The following is an 18,780-nucleotide window of genomic DNA, read 5'->3' as shown; positions in this document are numbered from 1 at the left end:
AAAAATTGCTGTATATACATTCTCACTAAACATTAAAAAATACAATAAACCTTTAGAATAATATTTGTATCAAATACTTTTGATTAAATTAACTAGTAAATTTAATGATACAAAATTAACATGCGCTATTTAATGGATAATTAATTAATCATAAGTGAGAATATAATGAGATTAATACCTATTTTACTATTATCTTTATTATTAGCTGCTTGTTATACACCTGTTTCAGTAACACAAATGTTACAAGATACAGAAAGTTATCAACTTCCACACTTAATTAAAGCAGATCAAGGAATGGTTTATGTAGTAAGACCAAACTCCCTTTATACTATCTTCAAATATAATGTGTTCTTAGATGGTAAAGAAGCTAATAGCCAAGTAGGTTATAATCGTGGTAATCAGTATATCTACTTTCATGTAGAACCTGGTGAACATACTGTAGCATCAAAAGCTGAAAACTGGGGAGAAGTTTCTTTTACTATTAAAGCAGGGGAAACAATTTATATTATCCAAGATGCTAGTTTTGGCTTTTTATTTGGCAGAAACAGTGTTTATAAAATAAATCCTGTTGAAGCAAAATATTACATCAAACATAGTGAACTAGGTACTCTTAACAGGACTGTTGAGTAAGTTATTAAATTCACAAATAACATAACAATGACCCTAGCAAACAAAAACATGTATACTTTAATAATATTAACATTACATCTAATCTAAATAGTTAGATGAATACAATGTTCTAAAAAATAGTTATAACATTGATTAATTAAAGTTAGTAAGAATTTAGTCTGATTAATAGTTTGGAGAATAACGATGTCTACCTCAAAAATCACTCCACCTGATGTCATCCTTCCACCAGGAGAATCTGCCATTTTTATGGTGTTTAACTTAGTTGACACTGCAACCACCGTCGACCAAGTAAAAGATGTATGTGGCAGTCTTGCTGCATTAGTAAGAAGTATGAGAAAACGTGAACCAGATGGACAAGGTAGCTGTGTAATGGGATTTGGTGCTGAAGCTTGGGGTAAATTATTTCCAGAACAAGCCTATCCTAAAGAATTAAAGCCATTCCAAGCGATTAAGGGAGACAAACATACTGCTCCATCAACGCCAGGTGATTTATATTTCCATATCCGCGCTAGACGTATGGATATTTGTTTTGAGCTAGCCTCTGAAATTAGTACTTTATTAGAGGGTGCTGTTGTATCTGTTGATGAAACTCATGGTTTCCGTTATTTTGATGGACGAACTATTATTGGCTTTGTTGATGGTACTGAAAATCCTGAAGGTGAAGATGCCTATTACTTCACCTCTATAGGTGATGAAGATAAAGATTTTGCAGGTGGCAGCTATGCATTTATCCAAAAATATCTACACAATATGAAAGATTGGAATGGTATTTCTACTGAAGAACAAGAAAAAGTTATCGGTCGTAGAAAGTTTAATGACATTGAACTTTCAGATGAAGAAAAACCAGCTAATGCACACAATGCCGTTACTAATATTGCAGATGATGATGGTAACGAACTAAAAGTAATGCGTGCTAACATGCCTTTTGCTAACCCCTCTAAAGGTGAATATGGCACTTACTTTATCAGCTATGCAAGTACCTTCACTACCACAGAGCGCATGTTACGCAATATGTTTATTGGTGAACCTGTGGGTAACTATGATCGTTTACTCGATTTTAGTACAGCGGTTACAGGCACTTTATTTTTTATCCCTTCTCCTAGCCTACTTTCAGAACTAGGCGGTGGTGACGACTAAAGTTTAGCTATTACGAGCTGAACATAACTTGTTAAAATGCCAGATATATTCTTATATCTGGCATTTTTATAGATAACAATAAAACTTTTATTCTTATTATCTATCTATATAAATAAATAACTAATTTTTATCTTTTCTGAGTTTTACTATGACTATCGTAAAAAAATGTTTTTTCTATGCTACTATCTTTTTTGTTATCTCTATTGTATTAAATGCAAATGCAGCAACTATTAGCCAAACGGAAGCTAGCTCTGGTTTAAAAAGTATGTTAAATCAGGCTGCTCAAACCGCTGTTAAGGAACTAAGTGCACAAGGAGGCTTTAGCAATAACCCAGATGTTAAAATTGAACTTCCTGGTAAATTAGGCTCAACCACTAAAATGCTAAAAATGTTTGGCTTGGGAGATCAGCTTACTCAATTAGAAAATAGCATGAATGCTGCCGCCGAAGCAGCTATCCCTGAAGCACAACAAATGCTATTAGACAGTATCAAACAAATGACCTTTGCTGATGCAAAAGCTATTGTGACAGGTGGTGATCAATCAGCCACTGCATATCTTGAAAAGACTAATCGTACTCAACTATTCAATAAGTTCTTACCTAAAGTAAAAACTATCACTGCAAAATCTTCATTATCATCTCAATATGATGCTATATTACAAAAAGCAGCTACCTTTGGTGTTGCAGACAATAATTTAAAAATCGAGAATTATGTTACCAATAAAGCGTTGGATGGTTTGTTTAAAGTGATTGGTGAACAAGAAAGCTATATTCGTAATAATCCAAAAGAAGCAGCAACTAGTGTAGCTACAAAGATTTTTGAGGCATTAACTCACTAAGCTAATTATTTTATTAAAAAGCCACTATAACAGTGGCTTTTTTTATTGCTTCACTACTTATAACTCTAAATGCTGTGATGTCGTCACATCACTTTTCCATAAACAAGATAAGGTTTTATTAAATACTGCAAGATCACCTGTTGTTCTGAAGTTAACAGTTGGTTGATTTGAGCTATCAGCCTGTTTATCTAACAGGGTAAGAGTCTTTTGTAAATGACGTGTAACTGCCTCCCCTGTATCAATAATTTGAATATCAGCAGGAAGTAGCTCCAGTAACAGTGGACGTAAAAAAGGATAATGAGTACAGCCTAAAATAATAGTATCACAACCATTATCTAACATCGGCTGTAGATATTGGCTTAATAACTGGCGTGTCTCTGTTCCTGTTAAATCACCGAGTTCTATACACTCCACTAAACCAGGACAAGGTTGAGCAAACACAGTTACATCACTAGCAAAACGATCCAATAAGGCTGCAAATTTAGCACTTTTTAAAGTACCACTTGTTGCCAAAACACCCACTTTACCAGAACGAGTTGCTTGACTAGCTGGTTTAACAGCAGGTTCCATAGCAATCAATGGTAACTGAGGATACTTTTCTCTTAACACTGTTGCAGCAGCAGCAGTTGCTGTATTGCATGCAATAACCATCGCTTTGACTGACTGAGCAATAAAATAATCCGTAATTTTTATACAACGCTCTACAATAAATGCTGCCTCTTTTTCTCCATAAGGCACATACTTGGTATCTGCTAAATAGAGTAAACTTTCATTAGGTAAATACTGATGAATAGCCGTTAATACTGATAAACCACCTACCCCTGAATCAAAAACACCAATGGCTTGATTATTTGCCATTTTGCTCACCACACACTTTACAAGCTGGATCTTTAATCACTTTCAGTTCTCGAAACTCACTATTTAAACCGTTAAATATCACTAATCGCCCTACTAATGAACGACCAAAACCAACCAATGCTTTTATTGTCTCTAATGCTTGCATACTTCCAATAACACCCACCATAGGCCCTAGCACCCCTGCTTCACTACAAGTTAACTGCGCATCGCCTCCATCACCATAGAGACAATGGTAACAAGGGCTAGTTGTCTGGTTAGGGTCAAAAGCTGTTATTTGTCCTTGTAAACGAATAGCAGCACCACTAATCACTACTTTTTTCTTTAATACGCTAGTACGATTAATTAAATCTCGTATTAAAAAATTATCTGTACAATCTAAAACTATATCCACCTGCTCAACTAAATGATTGATATTTTCTTCATCAATAACTTCAATAACTGTTCCAATATCAATGGTTGGATTTAACGCTAATAATCGTTGTTTAGCAGCAAGTACTTTTTGTTGCTTGATCTGATCAGTTGTATAAATCACCTGCCGTTGTAAATTAGTTAAATCTACTTGGTCAAAATCGGCTAATATTAGTTTACCTACACCTGCTGCTGCCAGATATAAAGAAACAGGTGCACCTAAACCACCCATACCAACAATTAATACGCTACTTTGTTTTAACTTTAATTGGCCGGCCACATCTACTTCGGCGAGTAAAACCTGTCGACTATAACGTAGTAATTCATCATCCGTCAGGATCATAACCACTGTCCTCCAGTTACTCTCTCATTACCACCTAAATCATAAAAAGTGCTGATATTAATAAAACCACGTTCAGCCAATAACCGTTGAACAGACTCAGCCTGCTGATAACCATGTTCAAAAAATAACCAACCATTTTCTAATAAATAATCAGGGGCTTGTTGAATAATTTCTCGTATATCATCCAGACCATCTTTCCCTGAAATCAAAGCTGTTTTTGGTTCAAACCGCACATCTCCCTCAATTAAATGGGGGTCATCACTAGCAATATAGGGTGGGTTACTCACAATAATATTAAACTGTTGAGCTGTTAAATGGCTAAACCAATTACTTTGCATAAATTCAACATTAGTAAGCTTTAATCTTGCACGATTTTTTTCTGCTAACTGAATGGCCTCTTCGATAAAATCCACACCCACAACCTGTGCTAGAGGCAGCTCGCTTGCTATAGCTAAGGCAATCGCGCCTGTTCCCGTGCCTAAGTCTAAAATATGCAATACTTTATCTTTAGGCATATGATTTAAACAGGTTTCTACTAATAATTCAGTATCTGGTCGAGGAATAAGTGTCTGTTTACCTACTTGTAAATCTAAAGACCAAAACCCTTGCTCACCTAAAATATAGGCAATAGGTTCACCTTGTAGCCTTTTTTGTAAATACTTATTAAATAAAGTAAGCTGTTGTTGATCTACTAACTTTTCAGGCCACGTATGTAAGTAGCTTGTTGGTTTATTTAAAGCAGCGGCTAATAATAACTCCAAATCTAAACGTTCTGTTGGAGAATCTGGCAATCGGCTATCTTTTAATAACTGTTGAATACTAATCATAAATGGCTAATTAAGTTTTTACTAATGCAAATTGGGCTATATATTTAGCAAGCATTGGCCCTGTTAAAATAACAGCAAATAAACGTAGCGTTTGCATTGCCATCACTAACCCAACATCTGCATGAACATCTATAGCGACTACCGAAAGAGAATCTAAACCACCTGGGCTAGTCGCCAGATAAGCAGATAAATAATCTACGTCTAACCACCAGCTCACACCTAAAGCAGAAATACCACAAAGGAAAACTAATAGTAATGATGCAATAATCATAATAGGCATGGCATACATAACATAGCGTAAGGTATCACGATCAAATCCTAAACCTATATATGCACCCATTACACCATAAGCAATGGCAATCATCCAATGTGGTATCAATAAATTTACAACACCTAATAATTGTAATACAGTCCCTAACAACATAGGAACTAATAAAAAACCAGCAGGCATATAACGTCCTATATTGACACCTACTACGAGTACAAGCATAGTAATTACAAAATTAATAAAGACACTTTGATCCCATTGCATAGTCGCTGGTTGAATATTTTGATATCCACCCACAGCAGCACCAAATACATGCCCAACCAATGCCGCCATTAGCACTACACAAATAACTCGAATATATTGCATCGTTGCCACTACACGCGCATCGGCACCATATTCTTCTGCCATCGCTACCATAGTAGCCGCACCACCTGGTGAAGTGCCCCAAGCAGCAGTAGAACCAGGTAAACCACCATAGCGCACACTTACAATACCGACTAATACACTTAGCACAAGCGTAACAATAGTAGCTACTAGCATCACATGCCATATTTGCAATATTTCTATTAAAATACCCATAGTCATAGCATGCCCAATTAAACAGCCTATTATTCCCTGACTAAACTTAAAATATACTTTAGGCATTCTAATTTTTGTGCCACTTACACCCATTATTACTGCACATAACATAGGGCCAAGTAATAACGCGGCAGGAACAGCAAACTTTTCTAATAGCCAACCAGAAAAACTTGCTACTACAATAAAGAATAACCATTGCACTACTGATAAATGAGTAGCTGACAATAACTTTTTTATAGCCATTGGGTACTTTTCATCTGAATATCAAACATCTTATTAACAATAAATCCAGTAAACTTTGTAGGAAAGTGGTTAAAAGTTTACCTTAACCTTAAGACACATCAAGAAAACCACCATAATATGCTTTATTATATGTGATTTATATAACACTGTTTCACTATTATTTATTTCTATAGCCTTAGTTTTATAGGCCCAGTAACTAATAAATAACGATGTAAGTAGTGATATACTATTACTTTAGATGAATATTAATTAACAAAAATCAATTTTCTTAGTGCTATATAGTGAATTTTAGTGATTAAAATAACTAAAATGAGAGGAAATACTACATATTAACGCTATTTATATAGTATTATTAGAAAAATTTTTTTTAAGAACTCGTAAAAGTTTGGTTTCAAGGGATTATACTATGGTAAAAGTTCATAAGTTGGTTGCTGCTATTGCTACTACCATTACTTTATCTACAACAAGTGCATATGCTCTAAATATGGGAGAGATTTCTTGGAAATCATCCTATGGTCAGCCATTAAATGCCAGAATCGAACTATCTGATGCGGCAGGTTTAAGAGCAGCAGATATCAAACCAAGCTTAGCAAGCCCTGATGATTTTGCTAAATCTGGTCTGGATCGTACGTCTGAACTTTCCAACCTAACTTTTAAAACAGTTCTTAGCGCGAATGGTAAAGGCTATATTCAAATAAGCTCTACCAAACCAGTAAAAGAACCTTATCTTAACTTTTTACTTGATGTAAATTGGCAAGGTAATAAAATTTCCAGAGAATATACTATTCTAATGGATCTCCCAGCTTCTGGTAATACTAATACTGCTGCCACTAAACCAGTTGCCAGCCAAGTAAGTACACCAAAACCAGTTTCTCAATCCACCATTGCTGGTGAAACTTACTTAACAGTACGTGGTGATACCCTTTGGTCTGTTGCTGAAAAGCTAAGTGATAATAATAGCTCTGCTGCTAAAACTGCTACAGCCATTTATAAGAAAAATCCTAAAGCATTTATTAATGGTAGTGCTAACCACTTATTAGCTGGTTATACATTAAAAGTACCTACTAGCAAAGAAATAAATGCTATTTCAGTGGCTGAAGCAACTACTTTACTACAATCAACTAAATCAGCAACAGCTGCAGCTGCTACTCCAGCAAAAACAGATGTTACTCCTACTAAACCAGCAGTAGTAGATAATAAACAAACTGAACAGTTACAAAGCCAATTAGAAAACTCTAAACAAGCACTTGATAATGCACGTCAAGAAAATGATGATCTAAGCACTCAGTTAGAACAACTGCAAGCAGAAATCAATCGTTTAGAAGAACTTTCTAAACAAAAAGACTCTCAAATAGAAGAAGCCAAAACAAAATTAGAACAACCAGCTACTAAACCAGTTGTTATTGATGAACCAACAGCTGACGAAAAGGCTGCTGAAGAAGTTGCTGCACAAAAAGCTGCCCAAGAAGAAGTTACTAAAAAAGCCGCTGAGGAAGCTGCTGCTAAAAAAGCTGCCCAAGAAGAAGCTGCTAAAAAAGCCGCTGAGGAAGCTGCTGCTAAAAAAGCTGCCCAAGAAGAAGCTGCTAAAAAAGCCGCTGAGGAAGCTGCTGCTAAAAAAGCTGCTCAGCAATCTAAACCAATTGCTCCAGTTAAACAACAAGATACAACACCAGAACCATCATTCATTTCATCACTTCTTGGTAACCAACTACTATTAATGGCTGGTGGTGGTGTTCTATTAATTATCTGTATAGTTGCCTTATTATTACGTCGTAAAAAAGCTGCCAATGACGATGCCACTGTAGTAGATTTAAGTAATGTTACACTAGATGATGATGACTTAAACGATCCAGAACAAACTGATACAGCCGCTGTTTCTAGCAATGGCTCGCAACCATCAACCAGCCCACTTTCTCAACTAGGTGAAGGAATGGGTATTATTGATAAAGCTGATATCTACTTAGCTTATAATCATTATGATGAAGCAAAAGACTTATTAATTAATGCACTACAAGATGATCCTACTAATACTGAATATCGTCTAAAATTAATGGAAGTTTATGCAGAACAAGGCGACGTAGGTAATTTCGAAACTGAAGAACAAGAACTAATTTTGTTAGACCCTCTTGCTCAACATAAAATAGATAGCTTAAAAGAAAAATACCCAACACTTGCAAGTGCACAATTTAACTTTTCTTCTCCAGCGACAGTAACTCCAACTGCTTTTGAAGAATCTCCACAATTTACTAGTTTTGAAACACCAGAAGAAAATACTTTTGGCACCTCTACTTCAGAAGAAGTATCAGATCTTAAAGAACCTGAAGCAACCGAAGTTAGTTTTGATTTTGATACTCTGTCTACTCCTACTACACAAGAAATTGCTGAACCTGAAGTAGAGAAAGAAGTAATTTATGAACCAGATCCAACTCGCGAAGTAGATGAGAGTTTTGAGTTAGAAAAGATAACACCTGACTCTACTGAGTTAGAAAAACCAATATTTGGAACAAACTTAGATGAAGATGAAAGTTTTAGTTCCGACTCAGCTATCTTTGACTTTGAAAAAGAAGAGGCACCACAAGAAGAACCTAAAGAAGAAGAGTTTAAATTTGACTTAGGTTTTAACAGTGCTTCTGAACCTCCTTTAGAAATAACAGATACTCATACGCCTCATGCAACATCCGAAGAAACTGCTGATGAGATGGATGATATTATTGAAAAGGACCAAGTTACTACTAAATTAGAATTAGTCCATGCTTATATAGATATGGGTGATACTGAAGGCGCACACGATTTATTAGAAGAAATCATACGTGAAGGTAATGATAGCCAACAAGCTGAAGCAAAATCTTTATTAGCTTCTATTGGTGGTGACAATCAATCTTCAACAACAGATGATTTCACAGCGACTATAGAACCACCAGTTCTTCAAGAAAATGAAGTAATTAAGGATGAAGACCCTGCTATCTCCTTAATTGATTCAACAGTCGATACTAAGACCTCGCTTGCCGAGTTAGACCTTGGTTTTGAACTGCCACCTGAAGATGAAGTATCTACTAAATTAGAACTAGCTAATGCTTATATTGAAATGGGTGATACTAGTGGCGCTAAAGATATTTTAGAAGAAGTCCTAAAAGAAGGTACTGCTGAACAAATACAACAAGCAGAACAGATCTTAGCCACACTTAAATAAACGATGATAGAAAAAAGTAGTAATTCGAATGCGGCAGCCGAAATGGCTGCCGCAAACGTTTCCAGAATAGCGCTTGGCATTGAATATAATGGTTCACGTTATCGGGGCTTTCAACGTCAGTTAGATGGCATACCAAGTATCCAAGAAACCTTAGAATTAGCCCTGAGTACAGTTGCTAATAGCCCTATTACTGTATCTGTTGCTGGCCGTACAGATGCTTGCGTACATGCAAGTGGACAAGTAGTCCATTTTGATACTCATGTAATTAGGCCTATGAATGCTTGGATCATGGGCACTATCGCAAATCTTCCTAAAGATATTAGTGTTACATGGGCAAAAGTAGTACCAGAGCATTTTCACGCGCGTTATAAAGCATTTGCTAGGCGTTATCGTTATGTTATCTATAGTGACCCTATACGCCCCGCTCACCTTTCTGATGAAGTTACATGGAATTTTCGCTCTTTAGATATTAATAAAATGCAGGAAGCCGCTAATTATTTTATTGGTACCCATGATTTCACCTCTTTTCGGGCAGTACAATGTCAAGCTAAATCACCTATTAAAACTATTTATCATTTTAAAGTAATACAATTTGGTAAATTGATTATTCTAGACGTTCGTGCTGATGCCTTTCTACATCATATGGTACGAAATTTTGCTGGACTTTTAATGACCATAGGTGCGGGCGAGCGCCCTATTAGTTGGGCAAAAGAAGCATTAGAAGCTAAAGATCGTACTAAAGCAGGTGTTACTGCCCCACCTTATGGATTGTACCTAGTTAATGTTGAATACCCTGAAGAATTTGATATTCCCAAACGCTTTATAGGGCCACATTTTTTATCGGGGCTAGAAATCTAATTAATAAAAGCTTATTACTGTGGATAAGCTTTTATTAACCAATCATCACCTATCGCTCTTATGTCTTTAATATTTAGAGAAATCGCTTCTGATATTGATTGTAAAGGTAAGTCTAATAATGGTCTTGCAGAAGAACCCAACAGTTTACTAGCCATAAAAATTTGATACTCATCCACTAGTTTTGCTTGAGTAAAAGCACCTGCCAACGTTGCTCCTGCTTCAACTAATAGCTCATTAACAGCATAATCTTTAGCCAGTATTTTTAATAACGCTAATAAATCTATATATCCCTGTTTATTAGCAGGTAATTGTAACCAATATTGATCATCTCTTAACGTGTTTGGTATAGGTAAACTAGAAACAGTTAATGAATAAGGATATTGGTAAAAAGCTTTATCAAAGGATACTCGCCCCTTACTATCAACAAGCACTCTTAAAGGGATTCTCTTTAAAGCTAAATTAGTTAATGTGTCACTTAATCCTAATTCTTCTGCTCTTATTGTTAGCTTTGCATCATCAAATATTACTGTATCAGCGCCTGTAATAATAGCACTACTCTGTGCTCTTAATCGTTGTACTTCACTACGCGCAGCAGCTCCTGTAATCCACTGACTCTCACCACTAGCCATTGCTGTACGACCATCTAAACTCATCGCTAATTTAACAGTAACATAGGGTAAATCTGAACGCATACGTTTAATAAAACCTTTGTTCAAGGTTGCCGCTTCTTGTTCTAATACACCACAAATAACCTCAATACCAACAGCCTGTAATTTTGCGATACCTTTTCCTGCCACTTGAGGGTTAGGGTCTTGCATAGCAATCACAACTTTGGCAACACCTGCATTTACCAAAGCATCTGCACAAGGTGGTGTTCTACCAAAATGACTACAAGGCTCTAAAGTAACATAGGCTGTTGCGCCTTTTGCTTTCTCTGCTGCCTCTCGTAAAGCATAAACCTCAGCATGTGGCTCACCGGCCTTTTGGTGCCACCCTTGCCCAACAAGCTGATTATCGGCAACAATTACACAACCAACACGTGGATTGGGATGAGTAGAATAAATACCTTGACGAGCCAACAGTAATGCTTTGCTCATCCATAATTGATGATTATTCATTATTCTTATCAATATTTTGTGAAAGGCGCTCTACCTCATCACGGAAAGCATTAATATCTTGGAAACTACGGTATACAGAGGCAAAACGGATATAAGCAACCTCATCTAATCCTTTCAACTCCTCCATTACAAGCTCACCTACTTTTAGTGAACTAATTTCACGTTCACCCGATGCCCTGAGTTTATGTTTAATTCTTGCTAATGCTTCCTCTAATAACTCCATACTTACAGGCCGTTTTTCCAATGCCCTAAGCATACCAGCCCGTAATTTATCTTCATTAAAAGGCTGACGCGTTCCATCTTGTTTAATTATCCGCGGCATAACTAATTCTGCTGTTTCAAACGTTGTAAAGCGCTCACCACATTCAATGCATTCACGTCTGCGTCTAACTTGATCTCCCTCAGCCACTAAACGTGAATCAATCACTTTTGTATCATGAGTACCACAAAATGGACAATGCATAATAGGCCTTCCCCCCGTGAATATAAGATCCTAGATAAAGTTTTAGTTATTGTACTGTATTACCTATAGCATTTTTATTCTTTATTAACTATTTTGCAATCTATTTAATCAATATCATTGAGTAATTTAATTAACTCAGGTAGTGTTATGCAATTTCTATGGACTGATTTTCTATACCGAGTACGTTATGTCAAATAAATTAGAACAACTTCGCCAAATTACTACTGTTGTTGCAGATACAGGGGATATGGAAGCAATTGCTCGATTAAAACCTGTAGATGCTACAACTAACCCATCACTATTATTAAAAGCTGCTGCATTACCACAGTATCAACAACAACTAAATCAAGTAAAACAACAAGCCAAAGAAGATATTGGTATTGCTTGTGATACTTTTGCAGTACTGGTAGGTAAAGAAATACTAAATGTTATTCCAGGAAAAATTTCTACTGAAGTAGATGCTAGACTCTCTTTTGATAGCCAAGCAACGATAAATAGAGCCAAAAGACTTATCAATATTTACCAAGCACAAGGCATTAATAAAGAACGTGTTTTAATTAAAATTGCTGCCACATGGGAAGGTATTCAAGCCGCAAAACAACTTGAAAAAGAGGGTATCCAAACTAACTTAACCCTATTATTTTCATTTGCTCAAGCCGTTGCTTGTGCAGAAGCTGGTGTTTTCTTAATCTCACCTTTTGTTGGTAGAATTTATGATTGGTATAAGAAAGCTGAAAACCGTGACTTTACCGCTGTAGAAGACCCAGGTGTACAATCTGTTAGTCGTATTTATCATTACTATAAACAATACAACTACTCAACCATTGTAATGGGTGCTAGCTTCCGTAATATAGGCCAGATTGAACAACTAGCAGGTTGTGATCGACTAACTATTAGTCCAGACTTATTAGAAAAGTTAGCACAAGATAATAATGACCTTCCTCGTATACTATCTCCAGAGCAAGGAACACAAGAAACTCAACAAAGTTTATCGGAAAGCCAATATCGCTGGCATATGAATGAAGACGCAATGGCTACAGAAAAACTAGCAGAAGGTATTCGTGCCTTTGCTCGAGACCAAGAAAAATTAGAAAAATTATTAGCTGTTTAATAACCACTAAATCAACTACAGGCAGTTTATTATTAAACTGCCTATTCTATACTTTAAATATTTTCTAATTTTTGTGCAGACCAAGCACCAATTATACAGCCTACCGCTAAGGTAATTAATACCACATCAAGACTTGCCCATGAACTTAATGCTGCGAGTATTGAACCTAATATCAACACTAAAATCCCTGTAATGGTATTAGATAACGCAATATAAAGTGCCCTGCTTTCTCCATCCCCCATATTGACAATATAGGTTTTACGACCTATACCAATCCCTGTTTCACCAATCACAACAAAGCCATAAGCAAATGCATACGGCCAGACTGTACTACTAATACTTTCAGGCAAATAACCAAATAGAGTAATAGCAAAACAAATAACAGCTACCACTAATCCACTATCTCGCATAACATTACGGCTAGAATGATCAGCATATTTACCCCAAAAAGGACTAGCAACCATAGTGGCTATGCCCGAGATTAATACTAGAATACCTAAACTACCCAAATTTGCACCGCTATGTTTTCTACCCAAAATAGCAATATAGGGTAAGGCCAAAGCACTAGAAAGCAGTAATGAACGGCTAATATTAAAATGTAAAAACTGCTTATCTGTTTTCAATAATTCCCAAGCTCTCACTAAACTACTTTTTTCTTTTAATTCTTGTTCTATTTCACTTTCAGGTTCAATTAAACGAGCGCAAAAGATAATATCAACAGCCCAACCTAAAGTAGCTAATAGCAATAACCCAGCTACTATTGGCCTACCGGGTTGATCAGTGAGTAATACTAATATCACGCCTGCAAGTAGCGTAATCCCCCCTGCAATACTGGTACTCCACCCCATTAAATGGCCGCGGCTTTCTTTATCAATGGTTTTAGCCATTACATCTTTACTAGTAATTGAGGTAACACCTCTTGCTAAAGAAAGAATAGTTAATGTTACCAATACTAATACAGACCCCCAGAAACCCTCTCCAGTAATGGCCAGTATTATTAACGCCACACCACATAAAGTTAATACCAAACAAGCATTAAACCATACCCATTTACGAATTTTTTTAACCCGTAAAATACTAGCGACAATTAATTGCGGTAATAAAGCACCTGCCTCACGAATAGGTACTAATAAACTCACTACCCATAATGGCGCATGCATAGCACTTAATAGCCAAGGTAAAATAAGGCGGGGGCTAATTAAGGAATCAGCTAATTTATTCCCTAAAGAAATCCACAAATGGCTAAAGAAATTGCGCTGCAATACCTCTTCATTTTTGGTTTGACTTGTTTCTTTTTGATCTTGTTTATTGCCACTCAAATAGTTATACAAACGTGTTGATAAATGCTTCTGTGACATTAACCTTACCTATTTAAGATACTTTAGTTATTAGTTCCCACTCTGTAATTATCTGCATTGCCTGTTCACTATTATCGCCACAAATAGTATGTTCTGCTTGGAAAGCTGAACATACTAAGGGACGTTCTGAACTACCGAATAATTGACAAAGATTTTGCTCATTAAGTTGTACACAGCGAATACCTGCAGGTTTACCATTAGGCATTCCTGGAATAGAAGAAGAAATAGACGGAGCAATACAACAAGCCCCACAACCCAAACGACATTCCATAAAAATATTATTAACTATATAAACAAAAAACCCTATTCACATAAGATGAATAGGGTTATTTATAACACTAATCTTTAATGTTGCCTATAGCGCTTTAGTAAGTTCAGGCACTAACTCAAATAAGTCACCCACTAAACCATAATCCGCTACTTGGAAGATAGGGGCTTCTTCGTCTTTGTTGATCGCTACAATAACTTTGGAGTCTTTCATGCCCGCTAGATGTTGGATAGCGCCTGAAATACCTACCGCTATGTAGAGTTCTGGAGCTACGATTTTACCTGTCTGGCCTACTTGGAGGTCGTTAGGTACATAGCCAGCATCTACCGCTGCTCGTGATGCACCTACCGCTGCGCCTAGTTTGTCTGCTAGGGCGTAAAGTAGTTGGAAGTTGTCGCCATTTTGTAGGCCACGACCACCTGATACAATTACTTTGGCTGCGGTTAGTTCTGGACGGTCTGATTTGGCTAGTTCTTCGTTGATAAAGCTGGATACGCCTGCGTCGGTTGCTTCGCTAATCGCTTCAATGGTCGCATTACCACCTTCAGCCGCTACTGCATCAAAACCTGTGGTACGCACAGTGATGACTTTGATGTTGGCGCTTGTTTGTACGGTGGCAATAGCATTGCCTGCGTAGATGGGGCGTTTGAAGGTGTCTGGGCTTTGTACGGCGATGATTTCTGAGATTTGGTCTACATCGAGTAGGGCTGCTACGCGTGGTAGGTAGTTTTTACCATCGGTTGTGGCTGGCGCTAGGATGTGGCTGTAGTTGTTGGCTAGGCCTAGAATAAGTTTGGCTACGTTTTCAGGTAGCATGTGGGCATAGGCTGCATTGTCTGCTAGTAAGACTTTGCTTATGCCTGGTACTTTTGCCGCCGCGTCAGCTACTGTTTGGGCATGTTGGCCTGCGACGAGGATGTGGATGTCTCCACCAATTGCTTGGGCTGCCGCTACGGTGTTGAGGGTGGCGGTATTTAATGTTGTGTTGTTGTGTTCTGCTATAACAAGGATTGTCATTAGATCACCTTCGCTTCGTTCTTTAGTTTGTCTACGAGTTCTGCTACTGAACTTACTTTGATACCTGCTTTACGGGCAGCAGGGGCTTCTACTTTTAGGGTGGTTACGGTGTTGTTGACGGTAATGCCTAGGTCAGCAGGGTTGGTAGTTTCTAATGGCTTTTTCTTGGCTTTCATGATGTTAGGGAGTGAAGCATAGCGTGGTTCGTTAAGACGTAGGTCGGTTGTTACTACGGCTGGTAGGGTTAGTGCTACGGTTTGTAGTCCACCATCAATTTCGCGAGTAAGGTTGATTTTGTCGCCCGCTACTTCTAGTTTGGAGGCAAAGGTACCTTGTGAGTAATTACCTAGGGCGGCTAACATTTGGCCTGTTTGGTTGTTGTCGGTATCGATGGCTTGTTTACCTAGGATAATGAGTTGTGGTTGTTCTTTGTCGACTACTGCTTTTAGTACTTTGGCTACGTTGAGGGAGCTTAGGTTGTCTTCGGCTTCTACGAGGATAGCGCGATCAACGCCTAATGCTAAGGCGGTACGAAGTTGTTCTTGTGCCGCTACTGGGCCTACTGATACGGCAACTACTTCGGTGGCTATGCCTTTTTCTTTTAAGCGAATTGCTTCTTCTACCGCAATTTCGCAAAAGGGGTTCATTGACATTTTGACATTAGCTAGGTCAACTCCCGTATTGTCTGCTTTAACACGGACTTTTACGTTGTAGTCAACCACTCGTTTAACTGCTACAAGAACCTTCATGGGTGTCCTCTTTCTCTTCTTCTGTGGGTGAAAAATAGCCTAACTATAGACATATATTATAAAAATTATAACCGCATGGGATGCAGTTAGTTTAACGCGAATAGGTTAATTGTTCTAGTTAATTGACCAAACTCAGTTACTTTATTTAACAGTCCATTATATAAAGTAACAGCTCTTTAAATGACTTTTAAGCATTTTTTAACTATTATGTTAATGTTTAAAAATCATTACATATTATAATTACATATTGCCTTAATATATTGGAAAGCCACAATGAAAGCATCTGATAAAACCATAGAACGTATTTATAATGCTGCCGAACAATTATTTGCAGAAAAAGGTTTCACAGAAACATCTTTACGCACCATCACTGCTGAGGCTGAAGTTAATCTAGCTGCAGTCAATTATCACTTTGGTTCAAAAGAAGGTTTAATTAAAGCCATTTTTTCGAGATATTTAACACAGTTTTGTTCTGAGCTTGAAAAGAAACTAGATTACTATGAGTCAGCACAAAATGCTACGCCTTCAACTGAAGAGCTGTTAGCCATCTTTATGGAATTAATTGTGTCCGTCAAATCACATAGCCCAAAAGGTGTGGTTACCTTTATGCGCTTATTAAGCAATGCATTACTACAAAAACAATTATTTTTGCATGAATATATGAGTAATGATTTTGGTATTGTATTCTATCGTTATGGATTACTGCTGAGAAAAGCGGCTCATGATGATAATATTTCAGAAGTAGAATGGTTTTGGCGATTACATTTTGGCTTAGGTACCATCTTACTTAATATAGCGAGTTTGGAATATTTTAGAACGTTAATGAAAAAGGAATTTAAAACCTCAATTAAAACATCACAAGTTATTCAGTTAATGACTCCTTATATTACAGCTGGGTTATTAGCTGCACCAGCATTAAAAGATCAAACGCTAGTGAATGCAAAATACGATATTTCTAAACTAAAATAAATCTAATGTTAGATCAACTTATTGTTTCCATTGCTGATCAGAAGCTTTATGGCTTTAGACAAGGGAAGTTAACGTTAACCATACCAGTCTCTACTGCTTTAAAAGGAGCTGGACAGTTACAAAACAGTAATTGCACACCGCTTGGCAAACACTTTATAAGAGCTAAAATTGGGGCTAATTTACCTATTAATGCCGTACTCAGTGGAAGACGTTGGACAGGTGAGATTTGGTCATCTGAATTAGCTCAACAACACCCGAATAGAGATTGGATATTAACTCGTATACTATGGCTTAGTGGTTGTGAATTAGGTTTTAATCGACTAGGTAATGTTGACACCTTTCGTCGTTACATCTATTTGCATGGCACACCTGACATAGAGCCGATGGGCATCCCTCTCTCTCATGGATGCATTAGGTTACGCAATACTGATATAATTAAACTCTTTGAATTAATACCAATTCACTGTCCTGTAGAAATCAGTGAACAACCCTATACAGAATAAGGCATCTTATGCAAGGCTCATTAATGGTTGATATTGAAGGTCTTTGGTTGACTGCTGAAGACCGTCAATTTCTAAAACACCCTGAAATTGGTGGCTTAATATTATTTACTCGTAATACAGAAGACCCTAAACAAGTAAGAGAGCTATGTGCTTCTATTCGAGCTATTCGCCCTGATTTAATTTTAGCTATTGATCAAGAAGGTGGTCGTGTACAACGGTTACGTCAAAATATGCTAAAACTCCCTGCTATGGGAAGCTTTATTGAACATCCTAATGCACTAGCGCTAGCTAATTATTGCGGTTGGTTAATGGCTACGGAAGTATTGGCTATTGGCCTTGATATTAGCTTTGCTCCTGTACTTGATATTAACTATGATAGAAACCAAGTTATTGGCAAACGCGCTTTTGCTAATAATCCTGAAAAAGTAACTGAGTTAGCTAGTGCCTTTATAACTGGTATGCAAAAGGCCGGTATGCAAGCCACAGGTAAACATTTTCCAGGACATGGTTGGGTAACAGGTGATTCTCATTTTGTTATTCCAGAAGATGAACGTTCTTTAGATGAAATTAGAAAAACTGATTTAATTCCTTTTACAAAACTCTCTCAACAATTAGTAGGCATTATGCCTGCTCATATCATCTATACCCAAGTAGACAATAAACCTGCTGGTTTTTCTGCATACTGGATACAAACTATTTTACGCCAAGAACTACAGTTTAAAGGGATTATTTTTAGCGATGACCTATCTATGGTTGGTGCCCATGCAGTAGGTGATATTCATAATCGTGTAGCAGCTGCTTTTGGTGCAGGTTGTGATATAGCCTTAGTCTGTAATAATCGAGCTATGGCAGAAGAGGCTTTAATTTCCACTCAAAAACTAAACATACTACCTAGCCAAAAACTAGCAATGATGAAAACTAAAGTAACACCTAGCACTGACTATAAATCTCAACCTGACTGGTTAGAAGCTGTACGGACTTTACAACAAGCACAGCTACTCGTATAAAAAATCTGTTATAAAAAAAGGTAATCATTTGATTACCT

19 protein-coding genes are annotated in these 18,780 nt (G+C 37.1%); 9 read left to right on the top strand and 10 right to left on the bottom strand.

Going from position 1 to position 18,780, the window contains the following annotated elements:
- Positions 1-165: 165 nt before the first annotated feature.
- From MTZ49_RS07825 to MTZ49_RS07815, 3 genes are all read left to right on the top strand, one after another.
- Complete coding sequence (locus tag MTZ49_RS07825) at positions 166-630, top strand: DUF2846 domain-containing protein (RefSeq protein ID WP_264747778.1); 465 nt, start codon at positions 166-168, stop codon at positions 628-630.
- Positions 631-813: 183 nt separating this feature from the next.
- Positions 814-1,767 (top strand): Dyp-type peroxidase, encoded by a 954-nt coding sequence (locus MTZ49_RS07820; protein WP_264747777.1) that lies wholly within the window; start codon positions 814-816, stop codon positions 1,765-1,767.
- 148 nt (positions 1,768-1,915) lie between these two features.
- Positions 1,916-2,605, top strand: coding sequence for a DUF4197 domain-containing protein (locus MTZ49_RS07815; RefSeq protein WP_264747776.1), 690 nt, complete (start codon positions 1,916-1,918; stop codon positions 2,603-2,605).
- 57 nt (positions 2,606-2,662) lie between these two features.
- Here MTZ49_RS07815 and murI read toward each other — a convergent pair whose 3' ends face one another.
- From murI to MTZ49_RS07795, 4 genes are read right to left on the bottom strand one after another with little or no spacing between them, the layout of a single operon-like run.
- Complete coding sequence (gene murI, locus MTZ49_RS07810) at positions 2,663-3,463, bottom strand: glutamate racemase (protein WP_264747775.1); 801 nt, start codon at positions 3,461-3,463, stop codon at positions 2,663-2,665.
- Positions 3,453-4,211 (bottom strand): HesA/MoeB/ThiF family protein, encoded by a 759-nt coding sequence (locus tag MTZ49_RS07805; protein ID WP_264747854.1) that lies wholly within the window; start codon positions 4,209-4,211, stop codon positions 3,453-3,455. Before MTZ49_RS07805 ends, murI begins: the two co-directional genes overlap by 11 nt.
- A complete protein-coding gene (prmC, locus tag MTZ49_RS07800; RefSeq protein WP_264747774.1) occupies positions 4,211-5,041 on the bottom strand; it encodes a peptide chain release factor N(5)-glutamine methyltransferase in 831 nt (276 codons plus the stop codon). Before prmC ends, MTZ49_RS07805 begins: the two co-directional genes overlap by 1 nt.
- Before the next feature lie 10 nt (positions 5,042-5,051).
- Positions 5,052-6,131, bottom strand: a complete 1,080-nt coding sequence (locus MTZ49_RS07795) for an AbrB family transcriptional regulator (RefSeq protein ID WP_264747773.1) — start codon at positions 6,129-6,131, stop codon at positions 5,052-5,054.
- A gap of 406 nt (positions 6,132-6,537) precedes the next feature.
- Here MTZ49_RS07795 and MTZ49_RS07790 point away from each other — a divergent pair, with 406 nt between their 5' ends.
- Together MTZ49_RS07790 and truA are read left to right on the top strand one after the other, a co-directional pair.
- Entirely contained in the window at positions 6,538-9,321 is a 2,784-nt protein-coding gene (locus tag MTZ49_RS07790; RefSeq protein ID WP_264747772.1) for a FimV/HubP family polar landmark protein, read from the top strand.
- A gap of 3 nt (positions 9,322-9,324) precedes the next feature.
- The gene (gene truA, locus MTZ49_RS07785; RefSeq protein ID WP_264747771.1) at positions 9,325-10,179 is read left to right on the top strand and encodes a tRNA pseudouridine(38-40) synthase TruA; all 855 of its coding nucleotides are present in this window, start codon (positions 9,325-9,327) and stop codon (positions 10,177-10,179) included.
- A 14-nt stretch (positions 10,180-10,193) separates the two neighbouring features.
- Here the strand turns inward: truA and ribD are convergent, their stop codons facing one another.
- A complete protein-coding gene (ribD, locus tag MTZ49_RS07780) occupies positions 10,194-11,297 on the bottom strand; it encodes a bifunctional diaminohydroxyphosphoribosylaminopyrimidine deaminase/5-amino-6-(5-phosphoribosylamino)uracil reductase RibD (RefSeq protein ID WP_264747770.1) in 1,104 nt (367 codons plus the stop codon).
- Positions 11,290-11,760: a transcriptional regulator NrdR gene (gene nrdR, locus MTZ49_RS07775; protein WP_264747769.1), complete on the bottom strand. Its 471-nt coding sequence runs from the start codon at positions 11,758-11,760 to the stop codon at positions 11,290-11,292. The genes ribD and nrdR overlap by 8 nt, the downstream gene beginning before the upstream one ends.
- A gap of 187 nt (positions 11,761-11,947) precedes the next feature.
- On the opposite strand from nrdR, the gene tal reads away from it, so the two are divergent.
- The gene (gene tal, locus MTZ49_RS07770) at positions 11,948-12,871 is read left to right on the top strand and encodes a transaldolase (RefSeq protein ID WP_264747768.1); all 924 of its coding nucleotides are present in this window, start codon (positions 11,948-11,950) and stop codon (positions 12,869-12,871) included.
- 53 nt (positions 12,872-12,924) lie between these two features.
- Here the strand turns inward: tal and MTZ49_RS07765 are convergent, their stop codons facing one another.
- From MTZ49_RS07765 to MTZ49_RS07750, 4 genes are all read right to left on the bottom strand, one after another.
- The gene (locus MTZ49_RS07765) at positions 12,925-14,229 is read right to left on the bottom strand and encodes an MFS transporter (protein WP_264747767.1); all 1,305 of its coding nucleotides are present in this window, start codon (positions 14,227-14,229) and stop codon (positions 12,925-12,927) included.
- Positions 14,230-14,242: 13 nt separating this feature from the next.
- A complete protein-coding gene (locus MTZ49_RS07760; protein ID WP_264747766.1) occupies positions 14,243-14,500 on the bottom strand; it encodes a YkgJ family cysteine cluster protein in 258 nt (85 codons plus the stop codon).
- Between the two features lie 84 nt (positions 14,501-14,584).
- The gene (locus MTZ49_RS07755) at positions 14,585-15,514 is read right to left on the bottom strand and encodes an electron transfer flavoprotein subunit alpha/FixB family protein (RefSeq protein WP_264747765.1); all 930 of its coding nucleotides are present in this window, start codon (positions 15,512-15,514) and stop codon (positions 14,585-14,587) included.
- Entirely contained in the window at positions 15,514-16,263 is a 750-nt protein-coding gene (locus MTZ49_RS07750) for an electron transfer flavoprotein subunit beta/FixA family protein (protein WP_264747531.1), read from the bottom strand. The genes MTZ49_RS07755 and MTZ49_RS07750 overlap by 1 nt, the downstream gene beginning before the upstream one ends.
- Before the next feature lie 273 nt (positions 16,264-16,536).
- Between MTZ49_RS07750 and MTZ49_RS07745 the strand changes: the two genes are divergently transcribed.
- From MTZ49_RS07745 to nagZ, 3 genes are read left to right on the top strand one after another with little or no spacing between them, the layout of a single operon-like run.
- Entirely contained in the window at positions 16,537-17,232 is a 696-nt protein-coding gene (locus tag MTZ49_RS07745) for a TetR/AcrR family transcriptional regulator (protein WP_264747764.1), read from the top strand.
- A gap of 5 nt (positions 17,233-17,237) precedes the next feature.
- Complete coding sequence (locus MTZ49_RS07740) at positions 17,238-17,735, top strand: L,D-transpeptidase (RefSeq protein WP_264747763.1); 498 nt, start codon at positions 17,238-17,240, stop codon at positions 17,733-17,735.
- A gap of 8 nt (positions 17,736-17,743) precedes the next feature.
- A complete protein-coding gene (gene nagZ / locus MTZ49_RS07735; protein WP_264747762.1) occupies positions 17,744-18,742 on the top strand; it encodes a beta-N-acetylhexosaminidase in 999 nt (332 codons plus the stop codon).
- The last annotated feature ends 38 nt before the right edge of the window (positions 18,743-18,780 follow it).

The organism is Entomomonas sp. E2T0, from assembly GCF_025985425.1.
Taxonomy (GTDB): Bacteria; Pseudomonadota; Gammaproteobacteria; order Pseudomonadales; family Pseudomonadaceae; genus Entomomonas.
Note: the sequence above shows the minus strand (reverse complement) of the source record. Positions and strands in the feature narration are given on the sequence as shown.

What these genes read in the sequence shown, in the direction of transcription:
- MTZ49_RS07825 (WP_264747778.1), top strand. Translation starts at nt 166, where the DNA reads ATGAGATTAATACCTATTTTACTATTATCTTTATTATTAGCTGCTTGT.
- MTZ49_RS07820 (WP_264747777.1), top strand. Translation starts at nt 814, where the DNA reads ATGTCTACCTCAAAAATCACTCCACCTGATGTCATCCTTCCACCAGGA.
- MTZ49_RS07815 (WP_264747776.1), top strand. Translation starts at nt 1,916, where the DNA reads ATGACTATCGTAAAAAAATGTTTTTTCTATGCTACTATCTTTTTTGTT.
- murI (WP_264747775.1), bottom strand. Translation starts at nt 3,463, where the DNA reads ATGGCAAATAATCAAGCCATTGGTGTTTTTGATTCAGGGGTAGGTGGT.
- prmC (WP_264747774.1), bottom strand. Translation starts at nt 5,041, where the DNA reads ATGATTAGTATTCAACAGTTATTAAAAGATAGCCGATTGCCAGATTCT.
- MTZ49_RS07795 (WP_264747773.1), bottom strand. Translation starts at nt 6,131, where the DNA reads ATGGCTATAAAAAAGTTATTGTCAGCTACTCATTTATCAGTAGTGCAA.
- MTZ49_RS07790 (WP_264747772.1), top strand. Translation starts at nt 6,538, where the DNA reads ATGGTAAAAGTTCATAAGTTGGTTGCTGCTATTGCTACTACCATTACT.
- truA (WP_264747771.1), top strand. Translation starts at nt 9,325, where the DNA reads ATGATAGAAAAAAGTAGTAATTCGAATGCGGCAGCCGAAATGGCTGCC.
- ribD (WP_264747770.1), bottom strand. Translation starts at nt 11,297, where the DNA reads ATGAATAATCATCAATTATGGATGAGCAAAGCATTACTGTTGGCTCGT.
- nrdR (WP_264747769.1), bottom strand. Translation starts at nt 11,760, where the DNA reads ATGCATTGTCCATTTTGTGGTACTCATGATACAAAAGTGATTGATTCA.
- tal (WP_264747768.1), top strand. Translation starts at nt 11,948, where the DNA reads ATGTCAAATAAATTAGAACAACTTCGCCAAATTACTACTGTTGTTGCA.
- MTZ49_RS07765 (WP_264747767.1), bottom strand. Translation starts at nt 14,229, where the DNA reads ATGTCACAGAAGCATTTATCAACACGTTTGTATAACTATTTGAGTGGC.
- MTZ49_RS07760 (WP_264747766.1), bottom strand. Translation starts at nt 14,500, where the DNA reads ATGGAATGTCGTTTGGGTTGTGGGGCTTGTTGTATTGCTCCGTCTATT.
- MTZ49_RS07755 (WP_264747765.1), bottom strand. Translation starts at nt 15,514, where the DNA reads ATGACAATCCTTGTTATAGCAGAACACAACAACACAACATTAAATACC.
- MTZ49_RS07750 (WP_264747531.1), bottom strand. Translation starts at nt 16,263, where the DNA reads ATGAAGGTTCTTGTAGCAGTTAAACGAGTGGTTGACTACAACGTAAAA.
- MTZ49_RS07745 (WP_264747764.1), top strand. Translation starts at nt 16,537, where the DNA reads ATGAAAGCATCTGATAAAACCATAGAACGTATTTATAATGCTGCCGAA.
- MTZ49_RS07740 (WP_264747763.1), top strand. Translation starts at nt 17,238, where the DNA reads ATGTTAGATCAACTTATTGTTTCCATTGCTGATCAGAAGCTTTATGGC.
- nagZ (WP_264747762.1), top strand. Translation starts at nt 17,744, where the DNA reads ATGCAAGGCTCATTAATGGTTGATATTGAAGGTCTTTGGTTGACTGCT.